This is a genomic window from Solirubrobacter pauli (genome assembly GCF_003633755.1).
In the GTDB taxonomy this organism is placed as follows: domain Bacteria; phylum Actinomycetota; class Thermoleophilia; order Solirubrobacterales; family Solirubrobacteraceae; genus Solirubrobacter; species Solirubrobacter pauli.
Map to the genome: position 1 here is coordinate 888,562 of NZ_RBIL01000001.1, position 14,642 is coordinate 903,203.

Consider the following 14,642-nt stretch of genomic DNA (forward strand, 5'->3'; position numbering starts at 1 on the left):
CGCATGTTGTCGCCGTGGGGCCGTGTTGTGGCAGTCTCGGCCCTCCTGGTGGTGGGAGGGGCGCTTGCGCTGTTCGTCGCGTCCGTCGCCTCCACGAAGGCGACGCAGCCGTCCTTCGAGGTCGTGGGGACGGTCGAGGCGCTGACGTTCGACGTCGCCGACAGCGACGTCCTGGTCGTCGGCGGCGGCCGTCGGGACGCCGTCGAGGTCCAACGCACCGAGCGCTTCGCGTTCGGCCACGAGCCGCGGATCGAGAAGCGGGCCGAGGGCGCCTCGTTCGGGCTGCGCGCCCGCTGCCCGGTGTCGCTGCTCGGCCCGTGCAGGGTGTCGTTCCGCGTGGTCGTGCCGGACAACGTCGCGCTGGACATCCGCACCACGGGCGGGAACGTGAGCCTGCGCGGCTACCGCGGTTCCGCGAAGGTCACGACCGGCGACGGCCGCATCGCGATCGCGGGCTACTGCGGCAACTCGCTCGACGCCCGCGCGGGCCGCGGCACGATCGCCGTCCAGGCTGCGTGCGCCCCGCCGCGGATGTCCCTGCGGACCGGCAGCGGCGCGATCCGCGCGATCATGCCGCCCGGCCGCTACGACCTCGACGCCGAGAGCACCTCGGGGGACGAGGCCGTCCGCGGCGTCACCGCCCAGCCGGACGCGCCGTACTCGGTCCAGGTGCTGAGCGGCTCGGGCGACGTGTGGGTGGAGGGCCGTTCGTGATCGAGGCGCTCGAGCTCGACCGGCGGCTCAACCGCGCCGGCCACGCGATCGCCTACCTCGTCGTCAGCCTCCCCGTGACGCTGCTGGCGTGGCCGGCCGTGGCGCTGCTGGTGATCGGCGCGGCGCTCAGCGTGCTCGGGATCGGGCTGCCGCTCGTCGTCGCCGGCGCGACCGCCTGCCGCACGCTCGCCAAGCTCGACCGGCGCGCCGCGAACCGCTGGCTGGACGCGCAGGTGCCGCGCTACCCGGGCCGGACCCGCAGCAACGGCGGCGCGCTGCGGCGGACGCTCGACCTGCTGTCCGAGCGCGGCCTGTGGCGGATGGCCGCGTTCCTGACGATCCGGCCGCTGCTGGCGCTCGCGCTGATCGCCGTCGCGCTCGCGCCCGTCGCCGTGCTGGCCGTCCTGCTGGAGCTCGGGGTGGAGGGGATCGCCGGCTCGGCGGAGGTCGACTACATCGGGCCGTGGGCACTCACGACCGCGCTCGGAGTGCTGCTGCTCGCGCTCGCGCTGCCCGCCGCCGCGCTGACGATCGCGACGCTGGAGACGCTCTACCGCGTCCTCTGCGTGATCACGCGCGCGGTCATGATCCCGCGCACGGGCGGCTCGCCCGGACCGGTGCGCGAGATGCTCGCCGAGTCGCTCGGAGACCGCTCGATCAGCGTCGCCTACTGGCTGCCGGACCGCGAGAAGTTCGTCGACGAGCAGGGCCACGACGTCACGCTGCCCGCGCCGGGCTCTGGCCGCGCGTGGACGGCGGTGGAGCGCGACGGGCGGCGCGTCGCGGCGATCCTGCACGACGCGTCGCTGGACACGTCGGCGGAGCTGGTGGAGGCGGCCGCGGCCGCGTCGTCGATGGCGCTGGACAACGAGCGCCTGCGCGCGGACCTGCAGGCGCGCGTGGAGGAGCTGCGGCTCTCGCGCTACCGGATCATGGAGGCGGGCGACGCCGCGCGCCGGCGGATCGAGCGCAACCTGCACGACGGCGCGCAGCAGCAGCTCGTCGCGCTCGCGCTGGACCTGCGGATGCTCAAGGCGCGCCTCAAGGACGACGCGATCGACGACCTGTCCGAGCGCCTCGCCAGCGCGCTGGCCGAGCTGCGGGAGCTCGCGCGCGGGATCCACCCCGCGGTGCTCACCGACCGCGGCCTCGCCCCGGCGGTCACGTCGCTGGCCGAGCGCGCCACGGTGCCCGTCGACGTCCAGCTCGACCTGCCCGAGGAGCGCCTCCCCGCGCCGGTCGAGGCCGCGGCGTACTTCCTCGTCGCCGAGGCGCTGACCAACGTCGCGCGCTACGCGGAGGCGACGCGCGCGTGGGTCGAGGTCAAGCTCGAGCCGGAGGCGCTCGTCGTGCTCGTGGCCGACGACGGCGTGGGCGGCGTCGACCCGTCCGCGGGCGGCGGCCTGCGCGGGCTCGACGACCGCGTCGCCACCGTCGGCGGCACGCTGGAGATCGACAGCCCGATCGGCGAAGGTACGCGGCTGATGGCGAGGCTCCCGGTTTGAGGTCCGCGCTGCTGATCCTGGTGGCGGCGCTCGTGCTCGCCGGTTGCGGCGAGCCCGTGGCCGAGCGCGAGCCGACCGTGCGCGTCTCCGGCACGGCCAGCTCGTCCCCCGTACCGGGCGCGCCCGCCCCGGACGGCGCGGTGCGCCTCGCGGTCGTCACGCACGGCCCCGCGTCCTCGAAGTTCTGGGCGATCATCCGCAACGGCGTCGAGTCGGCCGCGCGGCGCCTGGACGTGCTCGTCGACTACCAGTCGCCGGACGAGTACTCGCTCGAGCGCATGAGCGCCCTGATCGACGACGCGGTCGCGACCAAGCCCGACGGCCTGGTCGTGTCGATCCCCGAGCCCGGACTGGCACCCGCGATCCGCCGGGCCGTGAAGGCCGGCATCCCGGTCGTCTCGATCAACTCCGGCAGCGGGCAGTTCCGGCGCCTCGGCGTGCTCGCGCACGTCGGGCAGGAGGAGGACCGCGCCGGGCTGGAGGCCGGGCGCCGGCTGGCGAAGGCCGGCGTGCGGCGCGCGATCTGCGTCAACCAGCAGATCGGCAACACCGGGCTCGACCTGCGCTGCTCCGGGCTGGAGAAGGCGATGAAGGAGGCCGGCGGCACGTCACGCGTGCTGGCCATCACCGACGACGATCCGGGCACCCCGGAGCGGATCGCCGCCGCGGTCGCGTCCGACCGCGCCGACGGCGTGCTCACCACGAACTCCCTCGGCGGGCTCGCGGCGGCCGACGCGCTCGCCGGCAAGCCGGTCAAGATCGGGACGTTCGACCTCGGGCCGGACGTCCTGAAGGCGGTCCAGGCGGGCCGGATCGGCTTCGCCGTGGACCAGCAGGCGTTCCTGCAGGGCTACCTGCCGATCGAGATGCTCGCCCTGCGCGCTCGCTACGGGATCTTCCCGTCCCAGGGCGACGTGGTCGCGACGGGGCCGCACTTCGTCACCCGCGGTGACGCTGCGCAGGCGCTCGAGCTGAGCGAGCGTTCGATCCGCTAAGCGGCCTCGGCCGGTGCCTCCGGGGTCTCGGCGGGCGTGTTCGCCTTGGAGTACTCGATGGCGAGGTAGCCGCCACCGATGCCGGCGGCGAGCGCGCCGAGCGCCCAGGCGGTGCCCCACTCGCGGCGGTCCAGCGCGAAGCTGCCCGGCCCGCTGCCGGTGATCGCGAACAGCGCCGCCGTCATCACGAGCGGCAGCTCGAAGCCATTGTTCTGACCCCAGACGCCGTTCTGGCCGTGCACCTTCAGCGTGGCGACGGTCATCGAGCCCGTGAGCGCGGCCGACGCGACCGGCGTCGCGAAGCCGGCGACGAGCAGCGCGCCGCCCGCCGTCTCGGCCACGCCGCCCGCCGTGGCGTGGTGCTTGCCGGGATACAGCCCGACCGATTCCATCCAGCCACCGGTGCCTTCGATGCCGAAGCCGCCGAACCAGCCCTTGAGCTTCTGGAGCCCGTGACCGATGAAGAGCCCCCCGATTACGGCGCGGAGGATCGCGATGCCGAATCTCATGCCAATAGTCTGGTGCAAATGGCCAAGCATCGTGTCGTCATCGTGGGCGGAGGCTTCGGCGGCCTCCAAACCGCGCTTCATCTGAAGGGCGCAGACGTCGACGTGACGATCGTCGACCGTCGCAACTTCCACCTGTTCCAGCCGCTCGCGTACCAGGTCGCCACCGGCGCGCTGGCGACCGGCGAGGTCGCGTACCCGCTGCGCAGCATCTTCCGCAAGCAGGAGAACGTGCGGGTGATGCTCGCCGAGGCGACCGGCTTCGACCTGGATGCCAAGACCATCAACCTGCGCACCGCCGCGGGGGACGAGACGATCGGCTACGACACGCTCGTCGTCGGCGGCGGCTCCAAGTACAACTACTTCGGCCACCCGGAATGGCAGGAGCACGCCGCCGAGCTCAAGACGCTCGAGGGCGCGCTGCACATCCGCGCGCAGATCCTGCGCGCGTTCGAGGAGGCCGAGGTCGTCTCGGACCCGGTCGAGCGCGAACGGCTGCTGACGTTCGTGATCGTCGGCGCCGGGCCGACGGGCGCGGAGATGGCCGGGCAGATCGCGGAGATCGCGCGCGACACGCGCCGGGAGTTCCGCGTCATCGACACGTGGAAGACGCGCGTGCTGCTCGTCGAGGCGGGCCCGCGCGTGCTGGCGGCGTTCCCCGAGCGGCTCTCGAAGAAGGCCAAGAAGTCGCTGGAGTCGCTCGGGGTCGAGGTGGCGACCGACAACATGGTCAACGCCATCGACGCCGACGGCGTGACCGTCAAGTCCGACAAGGGCGAGGAGAAGATCCGCGCCGGCACGGTCATCTGGGCCGCGGGCGTGCTCGCCTCGAGCGTCACGACGTCGCTGGCGAAGGCGGCGGGTGCCGAGCAGGACCGCGTCGACCGGCTGCTGGTCGAGCCGAACCTCACCGTGCCCGGCTACCCGGACGTGCTCGCGATCGGCGACATGGTGCAGGTGAAGGACGGCGATCCGCTGCCGGGCGTCGCGCCCGTGGCGATGCAGATGGGCCGCTACGCCGCGCGTTCGATCAAGTCCAAGCTGCGCGGCGGTGAGGCGCGGCCGTTCAAGTACAAGGACAAGGGCAACCTGGCGACGCTCGGCCGCGCCCGGGCGATCGCGGAGCTCCCGCCCGGCTTCCGCGTCTCGGGCTTCATCGCCTGGGTCCTCTGGCTCGGCATCCACCTCTGGTACCTGGTCGGCTTCGAGAACCGCGTGCTGGTGTTCACGCGCTGGGGCTTCAGCTTCCTCACCCACGGCCGCGGGACGCGCCTGATCACGGGCGAAGACCACATGCCGTGAGGCTCTTCGACGTCCTCACCGACGAGTCGCGACGCCAGATCCTCGATCTGCTGCGCGAGCGTGAGCGGTCCGTCGGTGAGCTCGTCGAGCGGCTCGGCCAGTCGCAGCCGAACGTCTCCAAGCACCTGCGCGTGCTGCGCGAGGCCGGGCTGGTGAAGGTCCGCGTGGACGCCCAGCGGCGCTGGTACGGGCTCGACCCTCAGCCTCTAGTCGAGCTTGACCTATGGCTTGCGCCCTACCGCCGCTACTGGGCGGATCGCCTGGACGACCTCGAGCGTCACCTGGTCCGCCGGGAAGAAGGCCTCGATCGCGAGCTCTGACACCGTGACGTCCAGCGCGGTGCCGAACGTGGTGCGCGTGGACAGGAACGTCAGGCCGTCGATCTTCAGCGGGACGAACACGTCGTGGTGCCCGTGCGGCTCGGTCGGGCCCGGGAGCGCCGCGAGCTCGTCGTAGAGCGCCTGCAGCCCGTCGTCCGCGGTCTGGTCGATCTGGACCTGCAGGTCGGCCAGCAGGTGCGCCCGCCACTGGGCGAGGTTCTCGATCCGCGGTGCCATGCCGTCGGGGTGCAGCGCGAGGCGGAGCACGTTGACCGGAGGCTCCAGCAGGTGCGCCGCGACGCCCTGGGTGAGCAACCCGGCGGCGCGGTTCGCCGCGACGAGGTTGCTGGCCCGGTCGACGACGACCGCGGGGAACGGCTCGTGCGCCGTGAGCAGCTGGTCGAGCGCCTGCTTGACCGGCTGCAGCTCGGGCGCGTCGAGGTCGCGCTGCTGGTAGGCGGGCGCGTACCCGGCGGCGAGCAGCAGCCGGTTGCGCTCGCGCAGTGGCACGTCGAGGTGCTCGGCGAGGTGCAGGACCATCTGCTCGCTGGGCCGGCTGCGGCCCGTCTCGACGAAGCTCAGGTGCCGCGCGGAGACGCCCGCCTCGAGCGCGAGGTCGAGCTGGGACAGGCGCCGGCGGGTGCGCCACTGCTTGATCAAAGGGCCGACGGACACTTACCTCTGAGGTAATTGAAGCACTTACCTCGGTCGGTGAGGATGCCGGGCATGACGAACACCATCACCTCCGTCGTGGACACCTACATCGCGGCCTGGAACGAGGCCGACCCGGAGCGGCGCCGCGCGCTCGTCGGCGAGACGTGGACCGAGGACGGCACGTACCTGGACCCGCTGATGGCCGGTCGCGGGCCGGACGAGATCGCGGCGATGATCGGCGCGGCGCAGGCGCAGTTCCCCGGTCACCGGTTCGAGCTCGCGTTCGGGCCGGACGCGCACAACGACGTCGTGCGGTTCGCGTGGACGCTGACCGCCGGCCACGGTCCGGTCGCGCGTGGCACGGACTTCGCGACCGTCGGCGCGGATGGGCGCTTGCGTTCGGTCACCGGTTTCCTCGAGACTGCCTGAGCCATGAAGCGCTCCTCGGCGGCGGCCGGCAGCTCCCTGTTCTTCGCGGCGGCGCCGTGCGTCGTCGCGGGCGTGGTCCCGTGGGCGATCACGGGCTGGGAGGGCTCACCCGGCTGGATGGGCTGGCGGGTGGTCGGCGCCGTCGTGACCGCGTGCGCCGCGGCCGTGCTCGTGCACGCGTTCGCGCGGTTCGTGCGCGAGGGGATCGGCACGCCGGCGCCGGTCGCGCCCACCCGGCACCTCGTCGTCGGCGGGCTCTACCGCTGGGTGCGCAATCCGATGTACATCGCCGTCGTCGCGTGCGTGCTCGGCCAGGCGGGCATCTTCGGGTCGGACGCGCTGCTCGTGTACGGCGCGGCGCTGATGGTCGTGTTCTTCAGCTTCGTGCGGCTGTACGAGGAGCCGACGCTGGCGCGGCAGTTCGGCGCGGAGTACGCGGCGTACCGGCGGGCGGTGCCGGGCTGGTTCCCGCGAGCACGGCCGGCAGCAGTCCCGCCAAGGACGAGCTGACCAGCAGCTCGTCGCCCGGCTGGAGGGTGAGGTCGCGCTGGACCGCGTCGGGGCGCGACGTGCTCGGCAGGATGCGGCCGTCCTCGCGCGGCGTGTAGCGGACGCCGTCGCGCTCGACGATCACGCTCGCCCACGCCACTTCGAGGATCGTGCCGTCCCCGTCGAGCAGCAGCGCGCAGGGGTCGAGTGCGTCGAGCAGCGTGCGGTCGCGCCACTTGTGCGCTCCGAGGCCGCCCGGGAGCGTGTACGGCGTGAGCACGATCGGCAGCGGGCGGGCCACGATCGGACGTGTGCTGACCGTGACCTCCCCGCCGGGCCGGTAGTCGATCCGCACGGCCGCGTCGACGTCCGGCACGTCGATCTCGGGCAGCTCCTCGCCGTACAGCTCCCACACGGACGCACGCAGCCGCGCGAGGTGCGCCTCGAGGTTGCGCCGGCCGTGGAGCGTCTCGAAGACGCCCAGTGCGGGGTCGGGCCGGCCGTGCACGAGCGGCGCGGGGAAACCTAAAGTGCCATGCACTTTATGTTCGGCGATCGTGCCGCCGATGGCGGAGACGAGCGGGCGGGCCTTGACCATGCACTCCTCCAGCTCGGCGTGCGGGTCTGAGTCGGCGACGATGCCGCCGCCCGCGCCGAGCCACAGGCGGCCGGCGCGGTGCTCGAACGTGCGGATGGCGACGTTGAGCTCCAGGCCCGCGTGCGGGCTGACGTAGCCGATCGCGCCCGTGTAGACCTCGCGCCCCGTCGACTCGAGCTGCGAGATGACGTGCAGCGCCTGCACCTTCGGCGCGCCCGTGACCGAGCCAGGCGGGAACGTCGCGCGCAGCAGGTCCGCGTCGCCGCGGGAGGGAGCGAGCGTCGCGTGCACGTCGGACACCAGGTGCCACACGCCGCTGTGCGGTTGCAGCTGCGGCTCGACCGGCGCGTGGACGCTGCCGAACGCGGCGACCCGGCCGAGGTCGTTGCGCATCAGGTCGACGATCATCACGTGCTCCGCGCGGTCCTTCTCGGAGTGCTGCAGCGCCTCCGGGTGCGGTGCGGTGCCCTTGATCGGGCCGGTCGTGACGTCCCGTCCCTCGCGCCGCAGGAACAACTCCGGCGACAGGCTCGCGATCCCGCCCCACGGCGTGATGAAGCACGCCGAGTACGCCGGCTGGAGCCGCGTGCGCGCGCGGGCGAACAGCTCCGCGACGTCCCCATCCCACGCCGCCTCCAGCCGCAGGCACAGGTTGGCCTGGAAGATCTCGCCGGCCGCGATCCGCTCGACGCAGTCGGCGACGGCGGCGACGTGCCCGGCGCCGCCGCGCAACGTGAACGCGGGTGGGGTGTCCGCCGCGTCCGCGGACGCGCCCGGCGCAGCCGCGGCGGCGGCTGGCGGCTCGGCGGCGGCGGCCAGCAGCGTCTGCAGCCGGTCCAGCGGCGCGAGGTCGCCCGTCAGCGTCTCGAACCACCACTGGCCGTCGGCGTCGAGGTGCAGGACGTGGTCGTAGAAGGCGAGGTGCGCATCCGGCAGCGGCACCGGGCGCGGCGGGCGCGGCGGGAGCCGCTCGACGCGCTCGCCGAGGCCGTAGCCGAGCCAGCCGAACCAGCCGCCGCCGACGGTCGCCTCGCCCGTGGGCGCGGGCAGGTCCTCCAGCCGCTCGAACGGGTCCTCGCCCGGCGCGAGCAGCCGCGTCGGGTTGCAGCCGACGATCGCGCCGCCGCCCGCCCAACGCCCGGCGAGCGCGAACGGCCACGCTTCGCCGCGCAGCGCGAGCAACGCGGCTTCGGGTGAGAGGGAGCAGTTCAGCGGGACCCGCACGGCACAGCTACGTTACGCGGGGTGATCGAGCGGCTCGCTCGCCGGTACCGGGACTTCGCCCACCACGAGGCGCACCGCTCACCGCTGTACGCGGAGCTCGGCGCGGGGCTCGCCGGCGACCGGGAGCTGCTCGAGTGGCTCGACGCGCTGCCGGTCGGCAAGCGCCAGCCGAACCTGGTGTTCGCGTCCTACCGGCTGGTCGCCGGGACGCCGTCGGGCTGGGCGGAGTTCGAGACGACGGTCAAGGACCGGCGCGACGAGGTCGAGGCGGTGATGCTCGAGCGGCGCACGCAGACCAACGAGGCCGCGCGCTGCGCGCTGATGCTGCCGCTGCTGGCGGCGTTGCCGCAGCCGCTCGCGCTGCTCGAGGTCGGCGCGAGCGCCGGGCTGTGCCTGTTCCCGGACCGGTACGGCTACGACTACGACGACGGCGCGCACGTGCTGGGCACCGGCCCGCCGGTGCTGCGCTGCCGCACCGAGGGGTCTCCCCCGCTCCCGGACGCGCCGCCGGAGGTGGTGTGGCGCGCCGGGCTCGACCTGGACCCGATCGACGTCTTCGACGAGGACCGCGTCCGCTGGCTGGAGCTGCTGATCTGGCCGGGGATGGAGCACCGGATCGAGACGCTGCACCGCGCGGTCGACGTGGCGCGCCGTGACCCGCCGCGGATCGTCGAGGGCGATCTGCGGACGGCGGACCTCGACGCGCTCGCCGCGGAGGCGCCCCGGGACGCGACGCTCGTGATCTTCCACACCGCGGTGCTGGCCTACGTGCCGCGCGACGGGCGCGCGGCGTTCCGCGAGCGCGTGCGGCGGCTCGGCGCCGCGTGGTTCGCGGCCGAGGCGCCGGACCTGCTCGGCTTCGAGCCCCACCCGCAGCTGATGGCGCTGGCCAGCGGCGGCGAGCGCGTGGCCATGGTCGACGGCCACGGCGGCTTCCTCAGCTGGGGCTGAGCTCGTCCGCGAGCAGGTCCATCAGCAGGCCGTCGTGCCAGTCGCCCTCCGGGCCGCGCTCGTAGTTGCGCATGACACCGACCGGTTTGAAGCCGAGCGACGCGTAGACCTTGATCGCGTTGGCGTTGGCGGCGGCCGGATCGATGATCAGCCGATGGTGGCCACGCACGTCGATCAGCCAGCGCGCGGCGAGCCGCAGCGCCTCACGCCCCAGTCCGCGCCCGTGGAACGTCGGCGCCAGGAAGATGTCCAGCCCGCCGTGCCGGTAGTCCGGGTCGTCCTCCTCGTACCAGCCGACCCAGCCGGCGATCTCGCCGTCGACGACGATCGTGAACGCATCCTGGTCGTCCACGGTCGGATCGGTGCCCCACCAGCGGCGCACCTCGGGGAGCGCGATGATCGCGTTCAGCGCCGGCACGTCGCTGTCGGCGAGCGGGCGAAGCGTCACGCGCTCACCGTGCAAGATCGGACCGTCCTCCATCCTCTGGCCAACCCTACTCATGCATCGCGTGGCATCGGGCACCCTCTAGATGACAATGCCCACCGCCAAGACAATGCTCACCGCCTACCAGCGCCAGGTGCGCGTCGCCAGCGCCGCCGGCATGGCCGGACTCGACGAGCAGGCCCGCCTGGCCGGCACGATCCGCGCCCTGCTCGACGTGGTCAACGACGACCACGACCCGCGCCGCTGACTCAGCCGTAGCGCTCGCGCCGGGCGGCGTCCACGAGCCGCTCGATCTCGCGCCGGCGTCGCGCGATCTCGTCGTCGACCTCGGCCCGCAGCCGCGCGGCGTAGTCGTCGGCCTCGCGCTCGGCGTCCCGTAGGAGCGCGTCGCGCTGGGCGGCGACCTCGCGCTCGGCGGCCGCCAGCAGCCGCTCCCGCTCCGCGTCGATCGACCCCGCGTGCTCGCGCGCGGCGGCGACGATCCGCGCGGCGTCGTCGTGCGCGGCGGCGAGCCGCGCCTCGCGGTCCGCGTCCACGCCCGCCGCACGATCACGGGCGGCAGCGACGATGTCCGCGCCCTGCTCCCGCGCGTCCGCCAGCGCCGCCTCGCGGTCGGCGTCGATGGTCGCGGCCCGCGCCTGCGCGGCGGCGACGATGCGCTCGGCCTCCTCGCGCGCGGTGGCGAGCGCGCGCTCGGCGTCGGACCGGGCGGCAGCGGCACGCTCGCGACCGGCGGCGACGATGCGCTCGGCTTCCTCGCCCGCCTCGGCCAACGCGGCGTCGCGGTCCGCGTCGATCGTCGCCACGCGCGCCTGCGCGGCGGCCACGAGCGCCGCGGCCTCGTCGCGTGCGGCGGCCAGCACGGACTCGCGCTCGGCGTCGAGCGCGGCGACGCGCGCCTGCGCCGCCACCACGTGCGCGTCGGCCTCGACGGCGCGCGCGTCGGCGGCCGCGAGCAGCGCATCCGCCTCCGACGTGGCCGCGGCGACGCCCTCGGCGCGCGCCGCCTCGCGGATCGTCGCGGCCTCCGCGCGCGCCGCCGCGAGGTCGGCGTCCGCCTTCAGGCGGGCGCCTTCGAGCGTCGCCTCCGCCTCGAGCTTCGCCCCGCGCGCCTCCTCGGCGAGCAGCTCGGCCTCCTTGCGGCGCTCGCCCGCCAGGCCGCGGTTGAACATCTCCGAGACGAGCTCGAGGTGGCGGTCCACCTCGTCTGGGTCGTAGCCACGGCGGACCGTGCCGAACGTCCGCTGCACCACGAAGACCGACCGTGAGTCCATCCGCCTCCATGTAAGCGCATGTGACAGCGTTCGCGGCATGCTGCAGGACCCCGAGCACTGGATCTGGGACAGCTGGATCGCCGACGACGGCGAGCGCTACCACCTGTTCTTCCTCAAGGCCCCGGCCGCGTTGAAGGACCCGGCGCTGCGCCACGAAGCGGCCGTGATCGGCCACGCGAGCTCGACCGACCTCGTCCACTGGGACGTGCACCCCGACGCGCTTCGCCCCGGCGAGCACGCCACCTGGGACGACCTGGCGCTGTGGACGGGATCGGTCGCGCGCGGCGACGACGGTGTCTGGCGGATGTACTACACCGCGCTCAACACGTCGCGCGGGCACGGCGTGCGCGACCAGCAGATCGGCCTCGCCGAGTCCGACGACCTGCTGCGCTGGCGCCGGGTCGGCGAGATGCCGCTCGTCGCGCCGGACCCGCGCTGGTACCTCACACACGCGGACCGCGTGAGCGAGACCTGGCGCGACCCGTTCGTGTTCCGCCACGAAGGCGTCTGGCACATGCTGATCACCGCCCGCGCGGCGACGGCCCCCCGCCTGAGCGATGGCGTGGTCGGCCACGCGACCAGCGGCGACGGGCGCTCCTGGACGCTGCAGCCGCCGCTGAGCACGCCCGCCGGCTTCGGCCAGCTCGAGGTGATGCAGGTCCGCGAGGTCGACGGCCGGTGGCTGCTCGTGTTCACCTGCCATCCGGAGGAGCAGAGCGAGAGCCAGCGGCTGTCGTTCGGGGACTTCTCGACCTGGATCGTCGCCGCGGACTCGCCGGTCGGCCCGTTCGACCTCACCCGCGCGAAGCCGTTCACGACGGATCCGAAGCTGTTCGCGGCGCCGCTCGTCCAGACACGGGACGGCGAGTGGGTGTTCATCGGCTTCCGCAACACCGAGCCGGAGGGCGTCCTGAGCTTCCACATCATCGACCCGATCCCGTTCACCACGCCGGGTTAAGCGCTGTTCGCAAGTGGCCTCGCGCCATCCGCCGCGGGGCACACTGCACCCTGACGTGAACCGCTTCGCCGCCCGTCAGCCGGTCGTTGTGGCCGGCGCGCTCCTGCTCCTGATGGCCGCCTCGCTGCTGCTGCGGACGGGCGCGCTCGACGGCGGCTACTGGATCGACGAGGGCATCTCGGTCGGGATCGCGTCGCACGACCTGCGCGACATCCCGGGCGCACTCGGCCAGGACGGCAACCCGCCGCTGTACTACCTGCTCCTGCACGGCTGGATGCAGGTGGTCGGCACGACCGAGGCGGCCACGCGTGGGCTGAGCCTGATCTTCGCGCTGCTGGCCATCCCCGCGTCGCTGTGGGCGGGCACGCGGCTGTTCGGCAAGCGCGCCGGCGTGCTCGCCGCGGCCGGCGCGGCGGGCAGCCCGTTCCTCACGTACTACGCGCAGGAGACGCGCATGTACTCGCTGGTCGTGCTGCTGTCGATCCTCGCGTCGGCGAGCTTCGTGCTGGCGTTCGTGCGCGGGGAGCGCCGGCACGTCGCGTGGCTGGGCGTGTGGCTCACGCTGCTGCTCTACACGCACACGTGGGCGCTGTTCATGGCCGCCGCGATGGGCGCGGTGTGGCTGCACCTGCGCCGCCGGCAGGAGGTCAGCACCGCCGACGGCGTGCGCCTCGCCGTGCTCGTCGCGCTGGCCTACCTGCCGTGGCTGCCGGTCGTGCTCTTCCAGGCCTCGCATACCGCCGCGCCCTGGGCGGAGCGTCCGTCGGCGCTCGTGCTGCTGATCATCCCGGGCGGCCTGTTCGGGCACTTCGCGATTCCGCTGCTGCTGGTCGCGGTGTTCTTCGCCGTGCGCCGGCACCCGCCGGTCGACCGGGCCGTGAAGATGCTGCTCGGCATCGCGATCGGCACCGCGCTGCTGGCGTGGCTGTGCTCGCAGGTCCAGCCCGCATGGGCGACGCGCTACAGCGCGATCCTGCTCGGCCCGCTGCTGCTCGCGCTCGCGTCGGTCGTCTCACGCGGCAAGGGCTGGACGGTCCTGGCGCTCATCGGCGTCGCCGGTGTCTGGGCCGTCAACAGCCCGCCGCCGTCCAAGAGCAACGTGCGCACCGTGTCCACCGGCGTCGCGCCGTCGATCCGCCCCGGCGACCTCGTCGTCTCCACCCAGCCTGAGCAGGTCCCGGCGCTGAACCGCTACCTGCCGCAGGGCGTCGTCTACCTCACGCCGATGGGCCTGGTCTCCGATCCCCGCCAGACCGACTGGCGGGACGGGCTCGCGCGTCTGCGCGGCGGCCAGGCCGAGACGGAGCTGCTGCCGGCGATCGACCGCCTGCCCTCGGGCAAGCGGATCCTGATCGTCACGCCCGAGCCGGGCCAGCGGCTCTCGCAGTCGCCCTGGGCGCGCGCCGTGCGCATCCGCACGCGGGAGTGGCGCGCGGCGATGCAGGCCTCGCCGCGGCTGCGCGCGATCGGCACCGTGGAGACGCTCCCGTGGCGCAAGAACACGGTGCGCGCGGAGCTCTACCAGGTCCGCTAGCGCACTCTGACGTGCAGGTGGTCGTCGTGGTAGATCAGCGGCACGACGACGTTTCTCGGGCCTTTGAGCTTGAGCTTGGGCCCCACGAAGACCTTGATCGCCCCGGCGGCGACGAAGCGGTCCACGAGCTCCTGGGAGAGCTTGCGGTCGACCTGTGAGGGCTTGGTCGGCCGGGCTTCCGTGCCGTCCTTGCGCGGATAGAGGATGTCGATGTCGAGCCCGTTCTGGTGCGACGCGTGGCCGAGCCCGCCGTACTCGCGCCCGAACCTGCCGCCGTGCGTGCGCGACAGGTCCATGATCCCGACGCGCTGGGCGCTGTCGTGCTCGGTGCGGAACTGATGGATCACGGTCAGCACGGTGCGGATCAGCCGGTCGGTGCCGTAGCGGCGCCACTCGCGGTTGGGGATCCGGTTGAAGATCGGGTCCCAGGTGAAGAAGTCCTCGCCCAGCTCCGGGAGCAGGACGCCACGCACCAGCCGGCCCTTGCGCGCCCAGCTGCCCTTGGCCTCGGAGGCGCGCCACTGGATCGCGGCGAAGTCCGGCGGGACGCTCGGCTGGTCGACCGGGTCCTCGAACGCCGGCGTGCCGGCGGGGACCGGGGTCTCCGTGGCGACCGGTGACGGCGTCGGCGTCGGCGTCGGCTCGGGCGCGGGCGTCGGCTCCTGCGCGAAGGCCACCGCACCGGCGGCGAGCACGAGGCCGACCATGAGCACGACGTACCGCATCCACCTCCAGGTATACCGT

Annotated in this window: 16 protein-coding genes and 1 pseudogene; 11 read left to right on the forward strand and 6 right to left on the reverse strand. The window is 73.6% G+C overall.

The annotated features are described in order from the left end of the window. The first annotated feature begins 51 nt into the window (after positions 1-51). Genes C8N24_RS33660 through C8N24_RS04040 form a run of 3 tightly spaced genes read left to right on the forward strand, consistent with a single transcriptional unit; the run spans position 52 to position 3,214 of the window. The gene (locus C8N24_RS33660; RefSeq protein ID WP_170178829.1) at positions 52-714 is read left to right on the forward strand and encodes a DUF4097 family beta strand repeat-containing protein; all 663 of its coding nucleotides are present in this window, start codon (positions 52-54) and stop codon (positions 712-714) included. After that, positions 711-2,219: a sensor histidine kinase gene (locus C8N24_RS04035; RefSeq protein WP_170178830.1), complete on the forward strand. Its 1,509-nt coding sequence runs from the start codon at positions 711-713 to the stop codon at positions 2,217-2,219. The genes C8N24_RS33660 and C8N24_RS04035 overlap by 4 nt, the downstream gene beginning before the upstream one ends. Further along, positions 2,216-3,214: a substrate-binding domain-containing protein gene (locus tag C8N24_RS04040; RefSeq protein WP_211339833.1), complete on the forward strand. Its 999-nt coding sequence runs from the start codon at positions 2,216-2,218 to the stop codon at positions 3,212-3,214. Before C8N24_RS04035 ends, C8N24_RS04040 begins: the two co-directional genes overlap by 4 nt. Here C8N24_RS04040 and C8N24_RS04045 read toward each other — a convergent pair. Then, the gene (locus C8N24_RS04045) at positions 3,211-3,723 is read right to left on the reverse strand and encodes a DoxX family protein (protein ID WP_121248247.1); all 513 of its coding nucleotides are present in this window, start codon (positions 3,721-3,723) and stop codon (positions 3,211-3,213) included. The two genes, C8N24_RS04040 and C8N24_RS04045, sit on opposite strands and share 4 nt — an antisense overlap. 18 nt (positions 3,724-3,741) lie before the next feature. Here C8N24_RS04045 and C8N24_RS04050 point away from each other — a divergent pair, with 18 nt between their 5' ends. Beyond that, entirely contained in the window at positions 3,742-5,022 is a 1,281-nt protein-coding gene (locus C8N24_RS04050) for an NAD(P)/FAD-dependent oxidoreductase (RefSeq protein WP_121248249.1), read from the forward strand. Beyond that, a complete protein-coding gene (locus C8N24_RS04055) occupies positions 5,019-5,342 on the forward strand; it encodes an ArsR/SmtB family transcription factor (RefSeq protein ID WP_121248251.1) in 324 nt (107 codons plus the stop codon). The genes C8N24_RS04050 and C8N24_RS04055 overlap by 4 nt, the downstream gene beginning before the upstream one ends. Here C8N24_RS04055 and C8N24_RS04060 read toward each other — a convergent pair. Then, complete coding sequence (locus C8N24_RS04060) at positions 5,244-6,017, reverse strand: helix-turn-helix domain-containing protein (RefSeq protein WP_121248253.1); 774 nt, start codon at positions 6,015-6,017, stop codon at positions 5,244-5,246. The two genes, C8N24_RS04055 and C8N24_RS04060, sit on opposite strands and share 99 nt — an antisense overlap. Before the next feature lie 51 nt (positions 6,018-6,068). Between C8N24_RS04060 and C8N24_RS04065 the strand changes: the two genes are divergently transcribed. Next, positions 6,069-6,425 (forward strand): nuclear transport factor 2 family protein, encoded by a 357-nt coding sequence (locus C8N24_RS04065; protein ID WP_121248255.1) that lies wholly within the window; start codon positions 6,069-6,071, stop codon positions 6,423-6,425. 3 nt (positions 6,426-6,428) lie between these two features. Further along, a complete protein-coding gene (locus C8N24_RS34935; RefSeq protein WP_121248257.1) occupies positions 6,429-6,935 on the forward strand; it encodes a methyltransferase family protein in 507 nt (168 codons plus the stop codon). 556 nt (positions 6,936-7,491) lie between these two features. On the opposite strand, the pseudogene C8N24_RS34940 reads toward C8N24_RS34935, so the two are convergent. Beyond that, positions 7,492-8,736, reverse strand: a pseudogene (locus tag C8N24_RS34940) (aminodeoxychorismate synthase component I); the annotation flags it as partial. 21 nt (positions 8,737-8,757) lie between these two features. Here C8N24_RS34940 and C8N24_RS04080 point away from each other — a divergent pair. Further along, positions 8,758-9,687: a DUF2332 domain-containing protein gene (locus C8N24_RS04080; RefSeq protein WP_121248259.1), complete on the forward strand. Its 930-nt coding sequence runs from the start codon at positions 8,758-8,760 to the stop codon at positions 9,685-9,687. On the opposite strand, the gene C8N24_RS04085 is transcribed toward C8N24_RS04080, so the two are convergent. Next, positions 9,674-10,168, reverse strand: coding sequence for a GNAT family N-acetyltransferase (locus tag C8N24_RS04085; RefSeq protein WP_211339835.1), 495 nt, complete (start codon positions 10,166-10,168; stop codon positions 9,674-9,676). The genes C8N24_RS04080 and C8N24_RS04085 overlap by 14 nt on opposite strands. Before the next feature lie 55 nt (positions 10,169-10,223). Between C8N24_RS04085 and C8N24_RS33665 the strand changes: the two genes are divergently transcribed. Continuing rightward, entirely contained in the window at positions 10,224-10,379 is a 156-nt protein-coding gene (locus tag C8N24_RS33665; protein ID WP_170178831.1) for a hypothetical protein, read from the forward strand. A 1-nt stretch (position 10,380) separates the two neighbouring features. Here C8N24_RS33665 and C8N24_RS04090 read toward each other — a convergent pair whose 3' ends face one another. Next, entirely contained in the window at positions 10,381-11,406 is a 1,026-nt protein-coding gene (locus tag C8N24_RS04090) for a DivIVA domain-containing protein (RefSeq protein WP_170178832.1), read from the reverse strand. Positions 11,407-11,443: 37 nt separating this feature from the next. Between C8N24_RS04090 and C8N24_RS04095 the strand changes: the two genes are divergently transcribed. Next, entirely contained in the window at positions 11,444-12,364 is a 921-nt protein-coding gene (locus C8N24_RS04095; RefSeq protein WP_121248263.1) for a glycoside hydrolase family protein, read from the forward strand. A gap of 55 nt (positions 12,365-12,419) precedes the next feature. Beyond that, the gene (locus tag C8N24_RS04100; RefSeq protein WP_147447632.1) at positions 12,420-13,898 is read left to right on the forward strand and encodes a glycosyltransferase family 39 protein; all 1,479 of its coding nucleotides are present in this window, start codon (positions 12,420-12,422) and stop codon (positions 13,896-13,898) included. On the opposite strand, the gene C8N24_RS04105 is transcribed toward C8N24_RS04100, so the two are convergent. Next, entirely contained in the window at positions 13,895-14,623 is a 729-nt protein-coding gene (locus C8N24_RS04105; protein WP_121248267.1) for a penicillin-insensitive murein endopeptidase, read from the reverse strand. The genes C8N24_RS04100 and C8N24_RS04105 overlap by 4 nt on opposite strands. Between the last annotated feature and the right edge of the window lie 19 nt (positions 14,624-14,642).